Origin of the sequence: Lonepinella sp. BR2357, from assembly GCF_051851525.1 — a bacterium.
Classification (GTDB): Bacteria; Pseudomonadota; Gammaproteobacteria; order Enterobacterales; family Pasteurellaceae; genus Lonepinella.
Genome location: NZ_JBPDVG010000001.1, coordinates 48976 through 67129, shown reverse-complemented (window position 1 = coordinate 67129; position 18154 = coordinate 48976). Strand labels below are relative to the sequence as shown.

15 protein-coding genes are annotated in these 18154 nt (G+C 43.8%); 4 read left to right on the top strand and 11 right to left on the bottom strand.

All coding sequences use genetic code 11. The features are described from left to right. Positions 1–21 precede the first annotated feature (21 nt). The 4 genes from ACTG7L_RS00310 to secM form a co-directional block, all read right to left on the bottom strand. Entirely contained in the window at positions 22–2316 is a 2295-nt protein-coding gene (locus ACTG7L_RS00310; protein ID WP_439286961.1) for a Tex family protein, read from the bottom strand. Positions 2317–2389: 73 nt separating this feature from the next. Then, positions 2390–2794 carry an 8-oxo-dGTP diphosphatase MutT gene (gene mutT, locus ACTG7L_RS00305; protein WP_439286959.1) on the bottom strand — a complete coding sequence of 135 codons (405 nt, stop codon included), beginning with the start codon at positions 2792–2794 and terminating at the stop codon, positions 2390–2392. Between the two features lie 51 nt (positions 2795–2845). Then, positions 2846–5554, bottom strand: coding sequence for a preprotein translocase subunit SecA (gene secA, locus ACTG7L_RS00300; RefSeq protein ID WP_439286957.1), 2709 nt, complete (start codon positions 5552–5554; stop codon positions 2846–2848). 75 nt (positions 5555–5629) lie between these two features. Then, positions 5630–5932: a secA translation cis-regulator SecM gene (gene secM, locus ACTG7L_RS00295; RefSeq protein ID WP_439286955.1), complete on the bottom strand. Its 303-nt coding sequence runs from the start codon at positions 5930–5932 to the stop codon at positions 5630–5632. A gap of 93 nt (positions 5933–6025) precedes the next feature. Between secM and ACTG7L_RS00290 the strand changes: the two genes are divergently transcribed. Next, on the top strand, positions 6026–6346 hold the full coding sequence (locus ACTG7L_RS00290; protein WP_439286953.1) for a DciA family protein: 321 nt from the start codon (positions 6026–6028) through the stop codon (positions 6344–6346). A gap of 61 nt (positions 6347–6407) precedes the next feature. On the opposite strand, the gene ACTG7L_RS00285 is transcribed toward ACTG7L_RS00290, so the two are convergent. The 6 genes from ACTG7L_RS00285 to fadR all read right to left on the bottom strand — a co-directional run bounded on the left by ACTG7L_RS00285 (position 6408) and on the right by fadR (position 12318). Further along, positions 6408–7895: a nicotinate phosphoribosyltransferase gene (locus ACTG7L_RS00285; protein ID WP_439286951.1), complete on the bottom strand. Its 1488-nt coding sequence runs from the start codon at positions 7893–7895 to the stop codon at positions 6408–6410. Between the two features lie 115 nt (positions 7896–8010). After that, complete coding sequence (locus ACTG7L_RS00280) at positions 8011–8859, bottom strand: Dam family site-specific DNA-(adenine-N6)-methyltransferase (RefSeq protein WP_439286950.1); 849 nt, start codon at positions 8857–8859, stop codon at positions 8011–8013. Positions 8860–8873: 14 nt separating this feature from the next. Then, positions 8874–9962 (bottom strand): 3-dehydroquinate synthase, encoded by a 1089-nt coding sequence (gene aroB, locus ACTG7L_RS00275; protein ID WP_439286948.1) that lies wholly within the window; start codon positions 9960–9962, stop codon positions 8874–8876. Positions 9963–9994: 32 nt separating this feature from the next. Beyond that, entirely contained in the window at positions 9995–10522 is a 528-nt protein-coding gene (gene aroK / locus ACTG7L_RS00270) for a shikimate kinase AroK (protein WP_439241426.1), read from the bottom strand. A 165-nt stretch (positions 10523–10687) separates the two neighbouring features. Continuing rightward, complete coding sequence (xerD, locus tag ACTG7L_RS00265) at positions 10688–11581, bottom strand: site-specific tyrosine recombinase XerD (RefSeq protein ID WP_439286947.1); 894 nt, start codon at positions 11579–11581, stop codon at positions 10688–10690. Positions 11582–11592: 11 nt separating this feature from the next. Then, on the bottom strand, positions 11593–12318 hold the full coding sequence (gene fadR, locus ACTG7L_RS00260; RefSeq protein WP_439241430.1) for a fatty acid metabolism transcriptional regulator FadR: 726 nt from the start codon (positions 12316–12318) through the stop codon (positions 11593–11595). Positions 12319–12466: 148 nt separating this feature from the next. Here fadR and nhaB point away from each other — a divergent pair, with 148 nt between their 5' ends. The 3 genes from nhaB (at position 12467) to ACTG7L_RS00245 (ending at position 15414) form a co-directional block, all read left to right on the top strand. Continuing rightward, a complete protein-coding gene (gene nhaB / locus ACTG7L_RS00255) occupies positions 12467–14035 on the top strand; it encodes a Na(+)/H(+) antiporter NhaB (protein WP_439286946.1) in 1569 nt (522 codons plus the stop codon). Between the two features lie 21 nt (positions 14036–14056). Beyond that, a complete protein-coding gene (dsbB, locus tag ACTG7L_RS00250; protein WP_439286945.1) occupies positions 14057–14596 on the top strand; it encodes a disulfide bond formation protein DsbB in 540 nt (179 codons plus the stop codon). 95 nt (positions 14597–14691) lie between these two features. Further along, positions 14692–15414 carry a DUF554 domain-containing protein gene (locus ACTG7L_RS00245; RefSeq protein WP_439286943.1) on the top strand — a complete coding sequence of 241 codons (723 nt, stop codon included), beginning with the start codon at positions 14692–14694 and terminating at the stop codon, positions 15412–15414. A gap of 49 nt (positions 15415–15463) precedes the next feature. Here the strand turns inward: ACTG7L_RS00245 and ACTG7L_RS00240 are convergent, their stop codons facing one another. Next, complete coding sequence (locus ACTG7L_RS00240) at positions 15464–18067, bottom strand: penicillin-binding protein 1A (protein WP_439286942.1); 2604 nt, start codon at positions 18065–18067, stop codon at positions 15464–15466. Between the last annotated feature and the right edge of the window lie 87 nt (positions 18068–18154).

Here is an 18154-nt window from a genome sequence, read left to right as displayed (position 1 = left end):
ATCCTTAATATTAAAGTAAAATTATTTTTTCCAGCCTTTCAACGCATCTGCAAAGGCATTGTTAGTGAATGCTTGCGTATGTCGTTCAGGCCGTTTTGGTGCCGAAGTGCGGTCATTTTTCGGATCTTTTTTGTCTTTTTGCACCGCACTTTCTTCTAACCGCATGGTTAACGCAATACGTTTACGTGCCACGTCCACGTCTAACACTTTGACTTTCACCACATCACCGGTTTTCACCACTTGATGGGGATCTTCCACAAATTTGTCCGACAACGAGGAAATATGCACCAACCCGTCTTGATGTACGCCAATATCCACAAAGGCCCCGAAATTAGTCACGTTGGTAATGGTTCCCTCTAAAATCATGCCCGCTTTTAAATCAGTAATCTCCTCCACGCCCTCCATAAAGTTGGCGGTTTTGAATTCACCCCGAGGGTCACGGCCCGGTTTTTCTAATTCTTTGAAAATATCTTTCACCGTCGGCAAACCAAACTGTTCATCCGTAAATTGTTTCGGATCGAGCTGACGAATCGCACTGGCATTGCCCATAAGCGCTTGAATGGATTGTTCCGTGGCTTGCAAGATTTTTTCTACCACCGCATAGGTTTCAGGGTGAACCCCCGAGGCATCAAGCGGATTTTTACCGTTATTAATGCGCATAAAACCCGCACATTGTTCAAAGGCTTTTGGCCCGAGACGTGGGACTTTTTTCAATGCCGCACGGCTGTCAAAACGGCCATGTTCATCACGATAATCCACAATATTTTGCGCCAAGGTTTTGCTCATGCCTGCCACTCGAGCCAATAATGCCGAGGAGGCTGTGTTTAAATCCACGCCCACCGCATTTACACAATCTTCCACCACCGCATCCAATTTGCGTGCTAATTGCGCTTGGTTCACATCATGCTGATACTGTCCCACCCCAATGGCTTTCGGTTCAATTTTCACGAGTTCCGCCAAGGGATCCTGCAAACGACGAGCAATAGACACCGCCCCACGCAAGGACACATCTAATTGCGGAAACTCTTGTGCCGCCAGCTCCGAGGCCGAATACACCGATGCCCCCGCCTCGCTCACCACCACAATTTGTGGTGCTTGTGGCACTTGTTTAATCACTTCCTTGGCAAAACGTTCCGTTTCCCGTGAGGCGGTACCGTTACCAATGGCAATCAATTCTACATGATGGGTTTTGATTAATTTAAACAAGGTCACTAATGCGTTATCCATTTGACCGGTATGTGGATAAATTGTCTCCGTATCTAACAATTTACCTGTGTTATCCACCACGGCCACTTTCACACCCGTACGTAAACCGGGGTCTAAACCCATGGTATTTTTCGCTCCCGCCGGCGCCGCCATTAAAAGTGCGGTTAAATTTCGGGCAAAAACATCAATGGCCTCGTCCTCCGCTTTTTCACGCAAGGCGCCCATTAATTCGGTTTCTAAATGTAACGCCACCTTGATTTTCCACGTCCATGCAATCACTTGCTCACGCCATTTGTCGGCGGGTTGTGCATTGAAACGCACGCCTAAATGCTCACGGATAATTTCCTCACAATAGCTTGAACGACTGCCCTCCTCGGCATCAGGATCGGCATTTAAACTGAGTTGCAAAATCCCCTCATTACGGCCACGCAACATAGCCAATGCTCGATGTGATGGCACATTTTTCAGCGGCTCTTGATGATCAAAATAATCTTGGAATTTGGCGCCCTCGCTTTCTTTTCCCTCAAAAACCTTGGAAATTAACACTGCACTTTGCTGTAAATACTGACGAATTTTCGCCAACAGTGCGGCATCTTCGGCAAAACGTTCCATTAAAATATATTTTGCGCCATCTAATGCGGCTTTGCTGTCAGTAATGCCTTTCTCCGCATTCACAAACTGGCTCGCCGTACTTTCAGGATCATGATTCGGTTCTGTCCATAATAACTCTGCCAATGGCTCAAGTCCCGCCTCAATGGCAATTTGGCCTTTGGTGCGACGTTTGGGTTTATACGGAAGATAAAGATCTTCCAATTCAGTCTTGCTCTGGGTTTGCAGAATTTTTTGTTGTAGCTCGTCAGTGAGTTTACCTTGTTCGTCAATAGATTTCAAAATGGTTTGACGGCGTTCTTCCAATTCACGCAAATAGATCAAACGGGTTTCAAAATGACGTAATTGGGTGTCGTCTAAACCACCAGTCATTTCTTTACGATAACGAGCAATAAAAGGAATCGTGTTGCCGTCATCTAAAAGTTGAATGGCGGCCAAAATTTGGGCTGGGCGAACATGTAGTTCGTCCGCTATAAGTTGAGAAAGTTGTTGATTTAACATATGTGACATATTTATTATAACGTAATGAAAAACTGTGCCTGATTTTAGGCACAAAACCGCTTTATTTTTTCGCCTATTGTACTGATTCTGCTTTTAAACGAGCAATCAATTTCGCATTGGCCGGCGGAAACAATCCCGCATCTAGCTCACTTTGCGCCAACCAAAATCCCTCTTGTCCCTCACGGCCAAAGGGTTCGCCGACCCATTCTTCTACTAAATAAAAATAGAAATGAATAATTTTAGTCGGGTATTCAAATAAAAATTGCTCAAAAAGTACCGCACTTAACACATGCAAACCGATTTCTTCTTCAATTTCACGTTTTAAGGCTTGTTCTGGCGTTTCACCTTTATCCACTTTGCCCCCCGGAAATTCCAAAGATTGCGCAAAATCTTGCCCCTCAAGGCGCTGTGTGAGATAAATTTGGCCAAATTCATTGCGGATAATACCCGCAGCAACCTGTACCGATTTTTTCTTCATCGCATGATGTTCCTATAAAAAAGAGTGCAGTTTTCACCGCACTCTGCTTGATTAAACCTGAGTCGCTCGATTGCCATGGCAATGCTTATATTTCTTGCCCGAACCACAAGGGCAAGGTTCATTACGACCGATTTTGCGTTCGCTTTCCGCCATGGCCACTTGTTCATACACTTCTTCCGTGGCACCGTTGTATTCTCTGGCTTGGGCTTGCTGTTCGGCAGCTTGTTGTTGCTGTTGTTGCGCTTGTTCCACTTCTTCCGCAGAACGCACTTGCACTCGGCTGAGGGTTCTCACCACATTGAATTTTAACGCCTCGAGCATGTCCGTAAACATCGCAAAGGATTCTTTTTTGTACTCTTGTTTTGGATCTTTTTGCGCATAGCTACGTAAGTGAATGCCTTGGCGTAAGCGATCCATGGCGGCTAAATGTTCTTTCCAAAGTTCGTCAAGGGTTTGTAACATAATGCCTTTTTCAAAGTTACGCATGGTTTCTTCACCGACCATGTCTTCTTTGCGTTGGTATTCACTGATGGCGGCCTCGACCACTCTTTCACGTAAGGTATCTTCGTTAAATTGATTATCTTCCTCTAACCAATGTTGAATCGGTAAGTCTAAAGCGAAATCTTGACGTAAACGGGTTTCTAAACTCGGGATATCCCATTGTTCTTCCAAAGATTGTGGCGGCACATATTCATCAATTACCGTATTAAACACATCGGTACGAATGGCCGCAATGGCCTCAGACACGTCGCCGTTATCCAATAATTCATTGCGTTGTGCATAAATCGCATGACGTTGATCGTTGGCCACATCATCATATTGCAATAGGTTTTTACGACCATCAAAGTTATGCGCCTCTACTTTGGCTTGCGCCGAGGCAATCACTTTGGCCAACAATTTAGATTCCATGGCCTCGCCTGCGGTGCTAAAGGCTTTGCGCATCATGTTCAGCTTGCTTTCGTTTAAGTAAATACGCATTAACGCATCATCTAAAGAAAGATAAAAACGAGAGGAACCGGGGTCGCCTTGACGGCCAGAACGACCACGCAACTGGTTGTCAATACGGCGTGATTCATGGCGCTCGGTACCGATAATATGTAACCCGCCCGCTTGCATCACGATATCATGACGCGCTTGCCATGCAGATTTAATCGCCTCAATTTGTTCTGGCGTTGGGTTATCTAGCTTGTCAATTTCCGCTTTCCAGTTACCGCCTAACACAATATCTGTACCACGGCCTGCCATATTGGTGGCAATGGTGACAGTTCCTGGAGCACCTGCGTTGGCGACAATTTCCGCTTCTTGAGCGTGGAATTTAGCGTTTAATACGCTGTGTTTAATGCCTGCTTTGGTTAAGGCATTGGATAACAATTCAGATTTTTCAATGGATACGGTTCCCACCAAAACAGGTTGATTGCGAGCCACGCAGTCTTTAATATCTTCAATAATCGCATCAAATTTATATTGCTCGGTTTCAAACATGACGTCTGTTCGGTCATCACGGATCATTGGGCGGTTGGTTGGGATCACCACGGTTTCTAAGCCATAAATTTGTTGAAATTCAAAGGCCTCGGTGTCCGCTGTCCCCGTCATACCGGCTAATTTTTCGTATAAACGGAAATAGTTTTGATAGGTAATGGAGGCGACAGTTTGGTTTTCCCCTTGAATTTTCACGCCTTCTTTGGCCTCAATGGCTTGATGTAAACCATCTGACCAACGGCGCCCCGCCATGGTGCGCCCCGTGTGTTCATCTACGATCACGATTTCGCCATCTTTTACCACATAATCCACGTCTTTTTGGAATAAGGTATGGGCTCGCAAAGCGGCGTTAATATGATGAACCAACCCCAAACGTTGTGGCGAATACAGACTTTCATTTTCGCCCATCAAGCCTTGTTCAATCAGCCATTGTTCGCATTTTTCTTGACCTCGCTCGGTCATATTCACTTGCTTGTGTTTTAAATCTAAGGAGTAATCGCCCTCGCCTTGGAAATCCTCACTGTCCTCTTTTTCTTGCTCAATTAAAATCGGGGCTAACTTATTGATAGCGATATATAATTCTGAACTGTCCTCGGCGGGCCCTGAAATAATTAACGGGGTACGTGCCTCATCAATTAAAATGGAATCCACTTCATCCACTAAGGCGTAATGCAACGGACGTTGAAAGCGTTCTGCGGCGGAATGGGCTAAATTATCCCGTAAATAGTCAAAGCCTAATTCACTGTTGGTGGCATAGGTGATGTCCGCTTGATAAGCCTCACGTTTCACTTCGGGTGGCAAGCCCGGTACGTTGACGGCAACGGTCATGCCTAAAAATTCAAATAATGGGCGGTTAGTTTCCGCATCACGGCGAGCCAAGTAATCATTGACTGTCACCACATGCACGCCTTTACCGGTCAAGGCATTGAGATAACAAGGCAAGGTGGCGGTTAAGGTTTTCCCCTCACCGGTACGCATTTCGGCAATATTGCGGTTGGTCAGCACCATGCCACCCACTAATTGCACATCAAAAGGACGCATGCCTAAGGTCCGTTTACTGGCCTCACGCACCGTGGCAAAAGCCTCGGGTAAAAGTTGTTCAAGGGTTTCGCCTTGGCTCAAACGTTGACGAAATTCAGCGGTTTTTGACCGCAGTTCATCATCAGTTAAGGCCTCAAAGGTGGGTTCAAGGGCATTGATTTTTTTAACTTGTTTATTTAAACGACGTAATACACGGTCGTTACGACTACCAAAAATTTTAGTGGCAATGGTTGTTAACATAATACTGTTTCTCTTTATAAAAATAGATGGCGTTTTCGTCAAACACGAAAACAGGAAAATAAGAATAACGCAATATTATGCTAACGGACTGCCTCGAATCGGCGCATGTTCGGCCAAAATAGTGGCCACAAAGTGCGGTTGAAATTCCGCCTGTTTTATCGCCATCACCCCATGGGCAGGCGGATAATTAGCCGGCTGAATCTCTTGCTGAATCTGATAAATCGCACGCAATACCTGTTGTTGCATGGATTGATTTTGATAGGCGGGCGGATAGTCCGCTGAACGCTCCACCACCTGAACATCAGGCAAGGCAAAGATCGCAATCATACTGACGAGTAATTGCGACCAAAAATTGTGCTTACCTTTTGTTAATGTCATTATTTTTAGTTATCTCAGAAAAAGTGATCGAATTATACCGAAAATCCGTTAGAATGTCGTTAAATATTGGGACGATTGATGAGAAAACAAGCGATGAAACAAAAACGTTATGAAAAAGCCGTCAATATCAAGGATCTGTTAGCCAGATCAGAGCTGGCGAAGATCATGAAAAAAGGCTTATTAATTCATGAATTAAATGAGAAATTAGGGAAGATTTTTCCGGCTCAATTTAAAGGTTTCTATCGCCTTGCCAATTTCAGCGAAAATAGCCTAAATATTGAAGTGGCCAATGCCATGGTGCGACAAAGTTTGTTATTTCATCAACAGACGTTGTTGAGTATGATTCAGCAAGACATGCCCCATATAACGAAATTGACGTTTAGGATTAATCCAGCATTGGGGCAAGGAAACTAAAAGTGCGGTGTTTAAAATCAGATTATTTTCACCGCACTTTTCCTTTGCATAACGTTTAGCGCTAAACATCAAACATAGTATACTGACGAATCTGATCAAAATCCGTGCGATTGTATAATTGCCCATTCTCAAAAATAAGCTGTAATTTATCGTCACTGAAATCCGTGTCAGCGGTTAAGCCGTCAATGTAATGATCTAAATCCACCACTTTAACTCGTCCCTTTTGGGATTTTTTCAACCCGCTGTCTGTTTTCGGGGCTTTGAAAATCGCTTTCTCGACCCCGTTGATCGTAATCGAGGTGGCTTTGACCGCAAAACCGAGGGTATCTCTTGTATTGCTTTGGTAGGTACGGGAGCCGACACCAAACACGATATTACTGGAGGCAAACCCTTTTTCTTGTAATCCCTTGAGAATATTCACCATTTTCTCAAAGTTTACGCCGTCACCATAAATAACGCCGATATGCGGATCTAACACCTTATAGCCTTTACGATTGACCGTGCCACCAAAAATATCCCATAAACTTTCCACTAAGCCTTTGCATTCTACCTCAGTTTCAGCTTGCGCATTGCCACACAAAATCGCCATGGCCTCGCCACTGTCAGGGCGAATAACGACACGGGCATGTTCAGGGCGAGCCATAATTTCCGCTTTTAAAATCGGTAAATTGACGGCAATGTTATGCCAAAAATCCGTGGTATCTGCCACGATTGAAATCATATTATTCGGGAATTTCTGCATAAGATAACGAAAAGTCGGCAATTCATCTACACCGTGAGAACTCATAACGGAATGTTCACTGGCGGGAATTGAGGTACCGACTAAATTCTGGCTGCCGTAGTAATAATCCACATAAGAAATGGCCGGAATGGTATCGGTGCCTAAAAAGGCGGTTAAATGCCCTGCGCCCGAGGTTTCTGCACTTTCTAAGGAACTCATGCCTCGCATAGAAAAATCGTGCGATTGAAAATTAATATGATCGTGGTTATCACAGGTTTGTTCGGCATATTGCAACAGGGTTCGGCGATATACTCGGGCAATGGAGGCGGAGGTAATCGGTTGCCATAGAGACACATTAATTAAGGTTTCCACATAATTGGTCAGCCAGAAAAAATCTTTATGGGTATTTTCAATGGTCATCATTGGCACCCGCATGGCCACCGATTGCCCCTCTGGAATGGCTTTAATGCGGAGCGGTAAATAGCCTAAATCATGTAATTGTGCAATATGTTCGCCCGTAGTGTCCATACCTAACGTGCGCTGAATAAACGCCACATATTCCTTGACGACTTGCTGTTTTGGGCGAGCAAAAAAGTTCAGATTAAAATAGTTCAGTAAATATTTAATAATAAAGGCTTGAAAACCAAAGGAAACCGCTCGATCCAAATGGGGCGCTAAGTGATTGCTGCGAGGGGTGAACGTGCTGTAAATAATTTCGGCATGCTCAGGATATTGTTCTCGGTGAGAGACTTTATAAAAATCACATAACAACATTGGAATGGCTGTTGTTGGTTGTAAATAAGGGGCTTGGGCTTGAGAATGTAGCATAAAACTTTCCTCACATGTCAACTCAGTGGTGAAAAGTTTAGCAAATTTCCATAAAAGAGGAAATATATATTACAAATTTATTTTATATTGCAAAAATAGTCGCATTTTGTAATATTTATTTCACTTTAAACACGGCAATTAATTCCCCGACCTTAATGCGGCGAGCGCCATGTTGGCTGATGGAACGCTGTACTCGAATTTTGCGAAATCTGGCGCCTTTGTAAATCTGGCGAGTAAATTTCGTGTCGTGGTTGGAAATCAACACCGGAATATTCCGCTCTAATTGGGTTTGTTTCGCCAGTTCCGCCAACGCCTGTTGGTGTAATAAACCGAAATCATGACCGGAATATTGCGTGAAGTTGCTACTTTGCGTTAAAGGCGCATAAGGCGGATCGCAATAGATCACCGAATGTTCATCTGCCATGGCAAAGGTTTGCTGAAAATCGCCACAAATAAACACCGCACTTTGCGCTTTTTCGGCAAAATAACGCATTTCTTGTTCAGGGAAATAATGGTTTTTATAGGCACCAAAAGGCACATTAAATTCATTGTTGGCGTTGTAACGGCATAATCCGTTAAAGCCAAAACGGTTTAGGTACACAAATAACACTGAACGGATAAAAGGATCCGTGGAACGGTTAAATTCTTCACGACGGGCGTAATAATAACTCGCTGAATTGGCCTCGGGGTGGAAGAAAATCGGTTTCAACGTCTTGATATAATTTTCCACATCGGCTTTTATGGTATTAAATAGGTTTATCAGATCGGGATTGATATCCGCTAAAATATAGCGTTCAAACTGGCTATTTAAAAAAACCGAGCCAGCGCCCACAAAGGGTTCAACAAGGCATTGTTTCTGTTTTGGCAACAGGCGATTAATATCATCCGTTAAGCGAAATTTGCCCCCCGCCCATTTTAAAAAAGCGCGGTGTTTTTTTACGGATTTTTTCGCCTGTTTTGCCATGAGATAAAAAGCAACTAATCAGTTTGCGTACAAGCCATAATGGCGGATAACACCAAGGCTTTGTCAATGTCGCTTGTGACATAGGCTTGCCCTAAATGGCGTAACAACACCAAACGCAATTTACCCGCTAACACTTTTTTATCACGCATCATGTGCGGCAAATAATCCTCAGGCTGCATGGTATCGGGACTGACCGTTGGCAAATTGGCTCGGGCTAATAATTTCTCTAAACGCCCAACGTCTGCTTGGCGGATATTGCCGATTTGTTCCGATAACGCCGCTGCCATCATCATGCCAACTGCTACGGCCTCACCATGTAACCAGTTGCCATAACCTAAATGGGTTTCAATGGCATGACCAAAGGTATGCCCTAAATTTAATAAGGCACGGTCGCCTTTTTCGGTTTCATCACGAGCCACCACGTCTGCTTTAATTTGGCAACAGCGAGCGATACAATATTGCAATTCTGCTTGTTTTAAGGCCACGAGCTGATCAATATGCTGTTCTAACCAATCAAAAAACGGTAAATCTAAAATGGCGCCGTATTTAATCACTTCCGCCAAGCCTGCATTGACTTCTCGTTTCGGTAAGCTGTTCAGCGTCAAGGTGTCTACAATCACGGTGATGGGTTGATAAAACGCCCCGATCATGTTTTTGCCTAACGGGTGATTAACGGCCGTTTTGCCGCCCACGGAGGAATCCACTTGCGCCAATAACGTCGTCGGGATTTGAATAAATTTAATGCCACGTTGATAGCTCGCTGCTGCATAGCCCGCCACGTCACCAATCACACCGCCACCCAAGGCGATCAGCGTGGTATCTCGGCCGTGATTTTCTTTTAAAAGTGCGGTGAAAATTAAGTCTAAAGATGGCAAGGTTTTGTACTTTTCGCCATCAGGCAATAACACATGGCTCACTTGGCAACCGATTTTTTCAAGGGTTTGCGTGACCGTGGCTAAATACAAGGGTGCAACGGTTTCATTACTCACAATCATCACTTTATCGCCCGATTTCAAGGGATAAACAGCGGGATCTTTGAGTAAGTTTTCGCCAATGTAAATAGGATAACGGCGTTCTTTTAATTCAACATTGACAGTTAACATATTGCACCTTTTAACCTTAATTCAGGGAGAGATTAATTTTGAAAATTATCAATCAAATCAATAATCTGATTGGCCATTAATTTCGCACTTTGTTCATCTGTGGGTAACACGATATCCGCAATTTCTTCATATAACGGATTACGCACTTTGGCTAAATCTTCCAACACTTGACGCACATCATCTACCCCTTGCAAGAGTGGGCGTTTTTTATCACGTTGAGTACGTTCGTATTGTTTATCCACGGTGGTTTTTAAGTAAATCACGATACCCCGTGCGGATAAATGATTTCGGGTATCTTTTGACAACACTGCGCCACCGCCCGTCGACAGCACGATCCCTTGACGCTGAGTGAGCTCGCTAATAATACGTTCTTCACGCTTGCGAAAACCCGCCTCGCCCTCAATATCAAAAATCCAGCCAATATCGGCCCCTGCCCGAGATTCAATTTCATTATCGGAATCAACAAATTCCATGCTTAGTTGTTGGGCCAACTGGCGACCAATCGTGCTTTTGCCCGCCCCCATAGGTCCAACTAAAAAAATATTACGTTTTTCTGCCATTGTTATTATCTTTTCATTATTATTAAAGTAAAAAATTGACCCAATATCGTAAAAATTTCTCAACGATAAAAAAAGGATCACCAAAACGGCGGAATTATCTCAATAAATGCCCTATGTTTTCAACCTTAAATCGCAATTTATTTTGATTCTTCCACCAAATATCACTTATCCCCTTGGATGAAATTTCTCATGCAAGCGTTTTAAGCGTTCTTTTGCCACATGGGTGTAAATTTGCGTGGTGGATAAATCGCTATGCCCAAGCAACATTTGCACCACTCGCAAATCCGCCCCATGATTAACTAAATGGGTGGCAAAGGCATGGCGTAATACGTGCGGCGACAGGCTTTCGGTATTAATTTCCGCTAAAATCGCATAATGTTTAATGCGGTGCCAAAAGGTCTGCCTTGTCATTTGTACGGCTCGTTTACTTGGAAACACCACATCTGAACTTTGCCCATTCAGCAACATCGGACGCCCATATAACACAAACTGATTGACCCAATAAGCCGCCTCCTCGCCCATGGGCACAATGCGCTCTTTATTGCCTTTACCAATCACACGCACCACGCCTTGTTGCAAACTGATACTGTCCATGGTTAAGGACACCAATTCCGTCACCCGCAGCCCCGTGGCATATAACAGCTCCAACATGGCTTTATCCCGTAATTCGAGCGGTTCATCAGTACAAGGGCAATCAAGTAAATCGCCCACTTGTTCTTCGCTTAAATATTTCGGTAGGCGACTGGGTAATTTTGGCGAACTTAACACCGCACTGGGGTCATCTTGGCGGTATTGTTCCCGATACAAATATTGAAATAATTTGCGCATGGCACTGAGCAAGCGTGCCGTGCTAGTAGCCTTATAGCCTTTGTCGACACGTTCACCGAGAAATTGTTGTAAATGCACCGCATCCACTTCGATCAGGCTCAGGGTTTGCTTGGCTGACCAGTCAGACAGTGCGGTGAGATCAAGGCGATAAGACTGAATCGTATTATCTGACAAGCCCTTTTCTAACCAGAGTTCATTTAAAAATAAATCAATCAGTGCGTTATCTTTCATGCTACTTTACATTATAACCCAAAATCTTCAGGTAAATGTTTCAAAATATCCCCCCAAATGGCGGTACTGCGTTCACGGTGTAACGCCATACAAGCGGCCACTTGCTCGCTATCTTTCATTTCACAAGCCTGTTGCAAGGCTTGATAAAAGGCCAAGGCAATTTGACGTGACGTGGGATTCACAAAAAATAAATGGGCTACCTGATGGTACATTTGCTTAAAGCTATTTAAAATCAAGCCATACACCGGTTTATTGGCAATAAAGGTAAATTGACGGAATAAATAATAATCAAATTTTGCATAAGCCTGTGCGTCGTCAGAAAGTGCGGTTAAATTCTCAAATAATTTTAAGGATTCCTCTGGATTCAGACGAACCGCCTCAGGAATATAATATTCCGCCATTTTGGTACGCAGTGACACCACATTAGCAATAATGGTTGGCATAATGCCACGATCAAGCTGAATAATTTTACTGATAATATTCGGTCCGCCGGTTTCCCAAATATTGTTCACATGGGTCGGTTTACCATGTTGAATACTCAACCACCCCTCACGCGCCAAACGTTGTAGCACTTCACGTAAGGTGGTGCGAGTCACACCGATTTTATCCGCCAATTCACGTTCTGCAGGCAAGTCGGTGCCAGCAGGAAAATGCTGATTCCAAATACTTTGCACAATATATTCTTCGGCTAAGGCCGCAGGGCTTTGTGCTTTTAATAATGGTTGTCGATTCGTCATATTTAGCTACTTTGTTTAATATAGATCAAAAAAATACTCAAAAAGAGCAAAGATACTAGCAATTTTTTCATTTACAGGTAAGAATAGTAGCCTATTATCAGTTTAAAATAATAAATATGCAAAGCATATTTTTAAAGGGTGTATTTATATGACGTATGTTCAAGCATTTATGAATAACTTTTTGGGCAAAAGTCCCAATTGGTATAAAGTCACGATTGTGGCATTTTTATTGATTAACCCTGTTATTTTTTGGATCAATCCGTTTGTTGCTGGATGGTTATTGGTGGTCGAGTTTATTTTCACCCTCGCTATGGCATTAAAATGTTATCCACTCCAACCCGGCGGCATGTTAGCCATTGAGGCGATTACCATCGGCATGACTAGCACAGAACACGTAAAAGCAGAAATCATGGCCAACTTTGAGGTCATCTTGCTCTTGATGTTTATGGTGGCCGGTATTTATTTTATGAAACAGCTGTTGCTTTATGTGTTCACCAAATTATTGCTGCGTATTCATTCTAAAATTGTCTTGTCTATTGCTTTTTGCTTAAGTGCCGCTTTTCTTTCTGCATTTTTAGATGCGTTAACCGTGATTGCGGTGATTATCAGTGTGGGCATGGGATTCTACGGCGTGTATCACAAAGTGGCGTCCGGTGGCTCTTTTGAAGATTCCACCGATATTACCAATGATGATAAAATTAATCATCATCAACGCACGCTAGAGGATTTTCGCGCATTCTTACGCAGTTTATTAATGCACGCCGCCGTGGGCACCGCCTTGGGGGGCGTGATGACGATGGTGGGAGAACCGCAAAACTTGATCATCGCCGAACAATCGGGTTGGCACTTTGTGGAATTTTTCTTACGCATGGGGCCGGTGACAATACCGGTATTAATCTGTGGGCTTTTAACTTGTGTGTTGGTTGAAAAATTCCGTTTATTTGGCTACGGTACAAAATTACCCCGTAAAGTGTGGTCGGTGTTAGCCAAATTTGACCATAACCAAGAAATGAAAATGACTTCACAAGATAAAGTCAAATTATGGGTACAGGTTTTTGTGGGCGTCTGGTTGATTATCGGATTAGCGTTCCATTTAGCCTCAGTGGGTTTGATTGGGTTAAGCGTGATTATTTTAACCACGGCCTATTGTGGCGTGACAAGCGAACATGAAATCGGCCGTTCGTTCCAAGAATCCTTGCCATTTACGGCGTTATTAGTGGTCTTTTTCTCCGTTGTCGCGGTGATTATCGACCAACACTTATTTGCGCCATTAATTCACTTTGTCCTTAATGCCGCAGAAAATGTCCAACTCTTGCTGTTCTACGTGTTTAATGGCTTGTTATCGGCCATTTCTGATAACGTATTTGTGGCCACAGTTTACATTAATGAGGCCAAACAAGCCTTAATGGAAAATTCTATTTCCGCACAACAATTTGAATTGCTTGCGGTAGCGATTAATACGGGGACTAACTTGCCATCCGTTGCCACACCAAACGGACAAGCGGCGTTCTTATTCTTGCTCACCTCTTCACTTGCGCCATTAATTCGTTTATCCTATGGCAGAATGGTGTATATGGCGTTGCCTTACACCTTGGTATTAACCTTGGTCGGTTTAGTGTCGGTCGAATATATTTTACCTGGTGTCACACAATGGTTAATGAATATCGGCTTAATCGGTAGTCCACATATTCCATTGGAATCAATGATTGGTCATTAATTTGTTAAGAAAGGAACAAGCATGCTGAATAAAATTAAAGTGCTGTCAAGCCAACGAACAATCTGGTTATTATGCCTTATTTCTGCTTTGTGCTTAGAATTGACCGCACTTTATTTTCAGTATGGCATGGGATTAAAGCCGTGCGTGATGTGTATTTATGAACGAGTAGCGCTATTCGGTGTGCTGTTTTCTGGCTTGCTTGGCTTGCTTGCCCCTCGTTTTATGATTATCCGTTTATTGGCCCTCGCTTTAGGATTATGGGGGGCCATAAAAGGGTTATTGCTATCCATTAAACATGTAGGCTATCAACTGAATCCTAATCCGTGGGATCAATGCCCCGTCAACGTGGATTTTCCCTCAACACTGCCCTTAGATAAGTGGTTGCCTGCCGTTTTTCATCCCACAGGGTTATGCAGTGAAATCAGTTGGACCTTTTTAAATTTTACCATGGTGCAATGGTTAGTGTTTATTTTTGCGGTATACAGTTTGCTTTTCGCATTCATTTTATTAAGCCAATGCTTTGGTGGACGAGTGAAACATCAACGCCGTTTATTTCATTAAGGCTTGCGCAAATAAACACGCCCTCAACCTGAACAAAGTGCGGTTAAATTTAACCGCTTTTTTCTTGCCGATCTTTGATTTTTAGGAGAAAGATAATGATTCTCGGCCCTTATATTAACGGTGCCTGTATTGTGCTTGGTGGTTTGCTTGGTGCCTATTTAGGAGGCAAAATTCCCGAGCGTTTACGCAATAACTTAACCTTGCTCTTTGGCCTCTGTTCCGTGGCGATGGGCGTGGTCATGCTTTCTCGAGTCGCCAGTATGCCGGCCATGGTCTTTGCCCTGTTGATCGGAACCATTGTGGGCGAGATTCTCTCTATTGAACATTGGATAAATCGTCTTTCTAACCAAGCGAAAAAAGGCGTTGAGCGTTTCTTTCCACAACAAAGAAATGGCCTCTCTCAAGAAGAATTTTTACAAAAATTTGTCGGCTTAATGGTGCTATTTAGTTTCAGTGGCACGGGTATTTTTGGTGCCATGCACGAGGGCTTAGTAGGCGATAGCAGTATTTTGATTATCAAATCTTCACTGGATTTTTTCACCGCCATTATCTTCGCCACCACCTTAGGTCTTTCCGTGTGTACAATCTGTCTACCACAAATGAGCTTGCAATTCATTCTGGCCTATTTAGCCATTATTATTCTGCCGCTAATTACCCCTGAAATGAAAGCAGATTTTGGCGGTGTCGGTGGTGCCATTATGATTGCTACGGGTTTACGCATTTGCAATATTAAACCCTTTTCTGTCGCCAATATGCTGCCAGCGTTGTTTCTTGCGATGCCCATTTCGGCATTGTGGTTATCGCTCATTGCAAAATAAAAAAGTGCGGTGTAAAAATGATCTTTTTTACACCGCACTTGCCTCTCAATTAAAACAATTCTTGTGGCGCACCTGATGGATTAACCGGCGGTAAATGACTGTCGCCGCTCGGTTTTGGCTCAAACCGTTCCATCAAGCCCTGTGGCACGTAATAGCCTTTTTCTTGCACATAGGCACGTTTCGGTTCCGTTCCCTTAATGAAATATTCTACCCGACCACCACTGGCAGAAAGCAGGCCAGAGGCAATATCAATTTGCTTTTCAACAATATTGGCCGGTAACAGGTTCTCTCTTTCAGGCAGATCTTGTAAACTCGTTTTCATATAGGTGATCCACGCTGGCATAGCACTGGCCGCCCCCGTTTCACCCCGTCCAAGATTGCGCTTATTGTCATCAAAACCAATATAGACGGTGGTGGTAATATTCGCCCCAAACCCCGCATACCATGCGACTTTGGAATTATTGGTTGTCCCCGTTTTGCCACCAATATCCGTACGTTTGATCTCATTGGCCATACGCCAGCTGGTGCCTTTCCAACCTAACCCTTTCTCGCCAAAAATCGCCGTATTTAACGCACTGCGAATCAAGAAAGCGATTTCCCCACTGATCACCCGAGGGGCATATTGCGTGGCTGAATTTTGCGAGTTGTCGGCCATTAAACTGATTTCACCGTCCTTTAATTGACCGTTTTTACCGGCTAATTCTGGGTTATCGTCTTCCGCCACATCGGTGTTATCCGGCTCCACATTGACTTCATTATTCTGTACTTGCTGTCCCTTTTCAAGGGCGGAGGTATTTTCTTGGAAACCGTCAATTTTTTCATTGGTGGTGCCATAAATTACGGGAATATCATCACAGCGTAAACAAGCTATTTTTGGGTTAGCCACAAAAATTTCTTTGCCTGTGTTATCCAACACTTTTTCCACCAAATAAGGGTCAATTAAAAAACCCCCATTATCAAACACCGCATAGGCTCTGGCCATTTCTAACGGGGTAAAAGAGGCGGCACCAAGTGCCAAGGATTCGCTAGCAAAATATTGTTCTCGTTTAAAACCAAAACGTTGCAAAAATTCCGCCGTAAACGGTACGCCCGCCATTTGAATGGTACGAATCGCAATCATATTTTTAGATTGCCCCAAGCCCACTCGCAAACGCACAGGGCCAGCATAATTATTCGGCGAATTTTTAGGCCGCCATTCTTTTTGCCCCGGTTTTTTAATCACAATAGGCGTATCTTGCAACACACTCGACAGGGTCAAGCCTTTTTCTAACCCCGCAGCGTAAATAAAGGGTTTAATCGTCGATCCCACTTGCACCAAGGATTGCGTGGCTCGGTTAAATTTACTTTGTTCAAAACTAAAGCCCCCCACAATGGCTTCAATCGCTCCATTATCACTGTTTAATGCCACTAAGGCGGAGTTCACGTCGGGAATTTGCCCCAATACCCAATCGCCGTTTTCCTGCTGATACACCCAAATTTGCTGACCTGTTTTCGGCAATTTACTGCCCGCCCATTTCATCGCCGCATTGGACATCGTCACATTATTACCAGAACTCAACAATAATTGCGCACTGGCCTTGCCTGTGGCCAACACCACCGCTGGCACAAAAGGGTCTGAATTAGGTAATTTACGCAATTCATCAATAATTTTCTCTGGCTCCCACGCTTTTTCGCTCGGTGTCCACCATGTCGCTGCACCACGATAACCATGGCGTCGGTCGTAATCTATCACATTCTTACGCAACGCTTTCTGGGCTTGATATTGATCTTGCGACAACACCGTGGTGTACACTTTATAACCCCGATTATAGGACACGTCTTCGCCATAACGTTTCACCATTTCTTGGCGCACCATTTCCGTCACATAATCGGCACGGAAATCTAACTGGGCGCCATGATAAGAGGCTACCACGGGCTCATTCACCGCTTGCTTGTACTCTTCTTGGCTAATAAATTGGGTTTCAAGCATCCGACCTAACACCACATTTCGGCGCTCCGTTGCCCGTTTTAAGGAATACAATGGATTCATGGTGGACGGTGCTTTTGGCAAGCCAGCAATGACGGCGATTTCAGACAACGACAATTCATTTAAATTTTTACCAAAATAGGTTTTAGCCGCCGCCGCCACGCCATAAGAACGGTAGCCCAAATAAATTTTATTTAAATAGAGTTCTAGAATTTCGTCTTTGCTTAAGGTATTTTCAATTTCAATGGCCAATACCGCCTCTTTGGCCTTGCGCATTAAGGTTTTTTCAGGGGTTAAAAAGAAATTACGCGCCAACTGTTGGGTAATCGTACTCGCCCCTTGTGAGGCGCCACCATTGCTGATCGCCACCGACACCGCCCGAGCAATCCCCACCGGATCCACGCCATGATGTTCATAAAAACGGCTGTCTTCGGTGGCAATCAAGGCATTAATCAACTGTTTCGGCACCTCGGCTAATTTCACTGGAATACGGCGCTGTTCCCCCACTTCGCCAATCAGTTTTCCATCAGCGGTATAAATTTGCATAGGCTGTTGCAGTTCCACGGTTTTCAAACTTTCCACGTCAGGAAGTTGTGATTTGATGTGCATATAGCCTAATCCCACCAACACACAGCCCAAAATGATCAGGGTGAGTAAGGTGCTTAATATTAATTTTGTGATCTTCATTCCAAAATTTACTCTTAATTAATGCGTGAATTTGATTTCTCGTTCATACTTCATGTGAATAGTATAAAGATTAACACCCTTAAACGA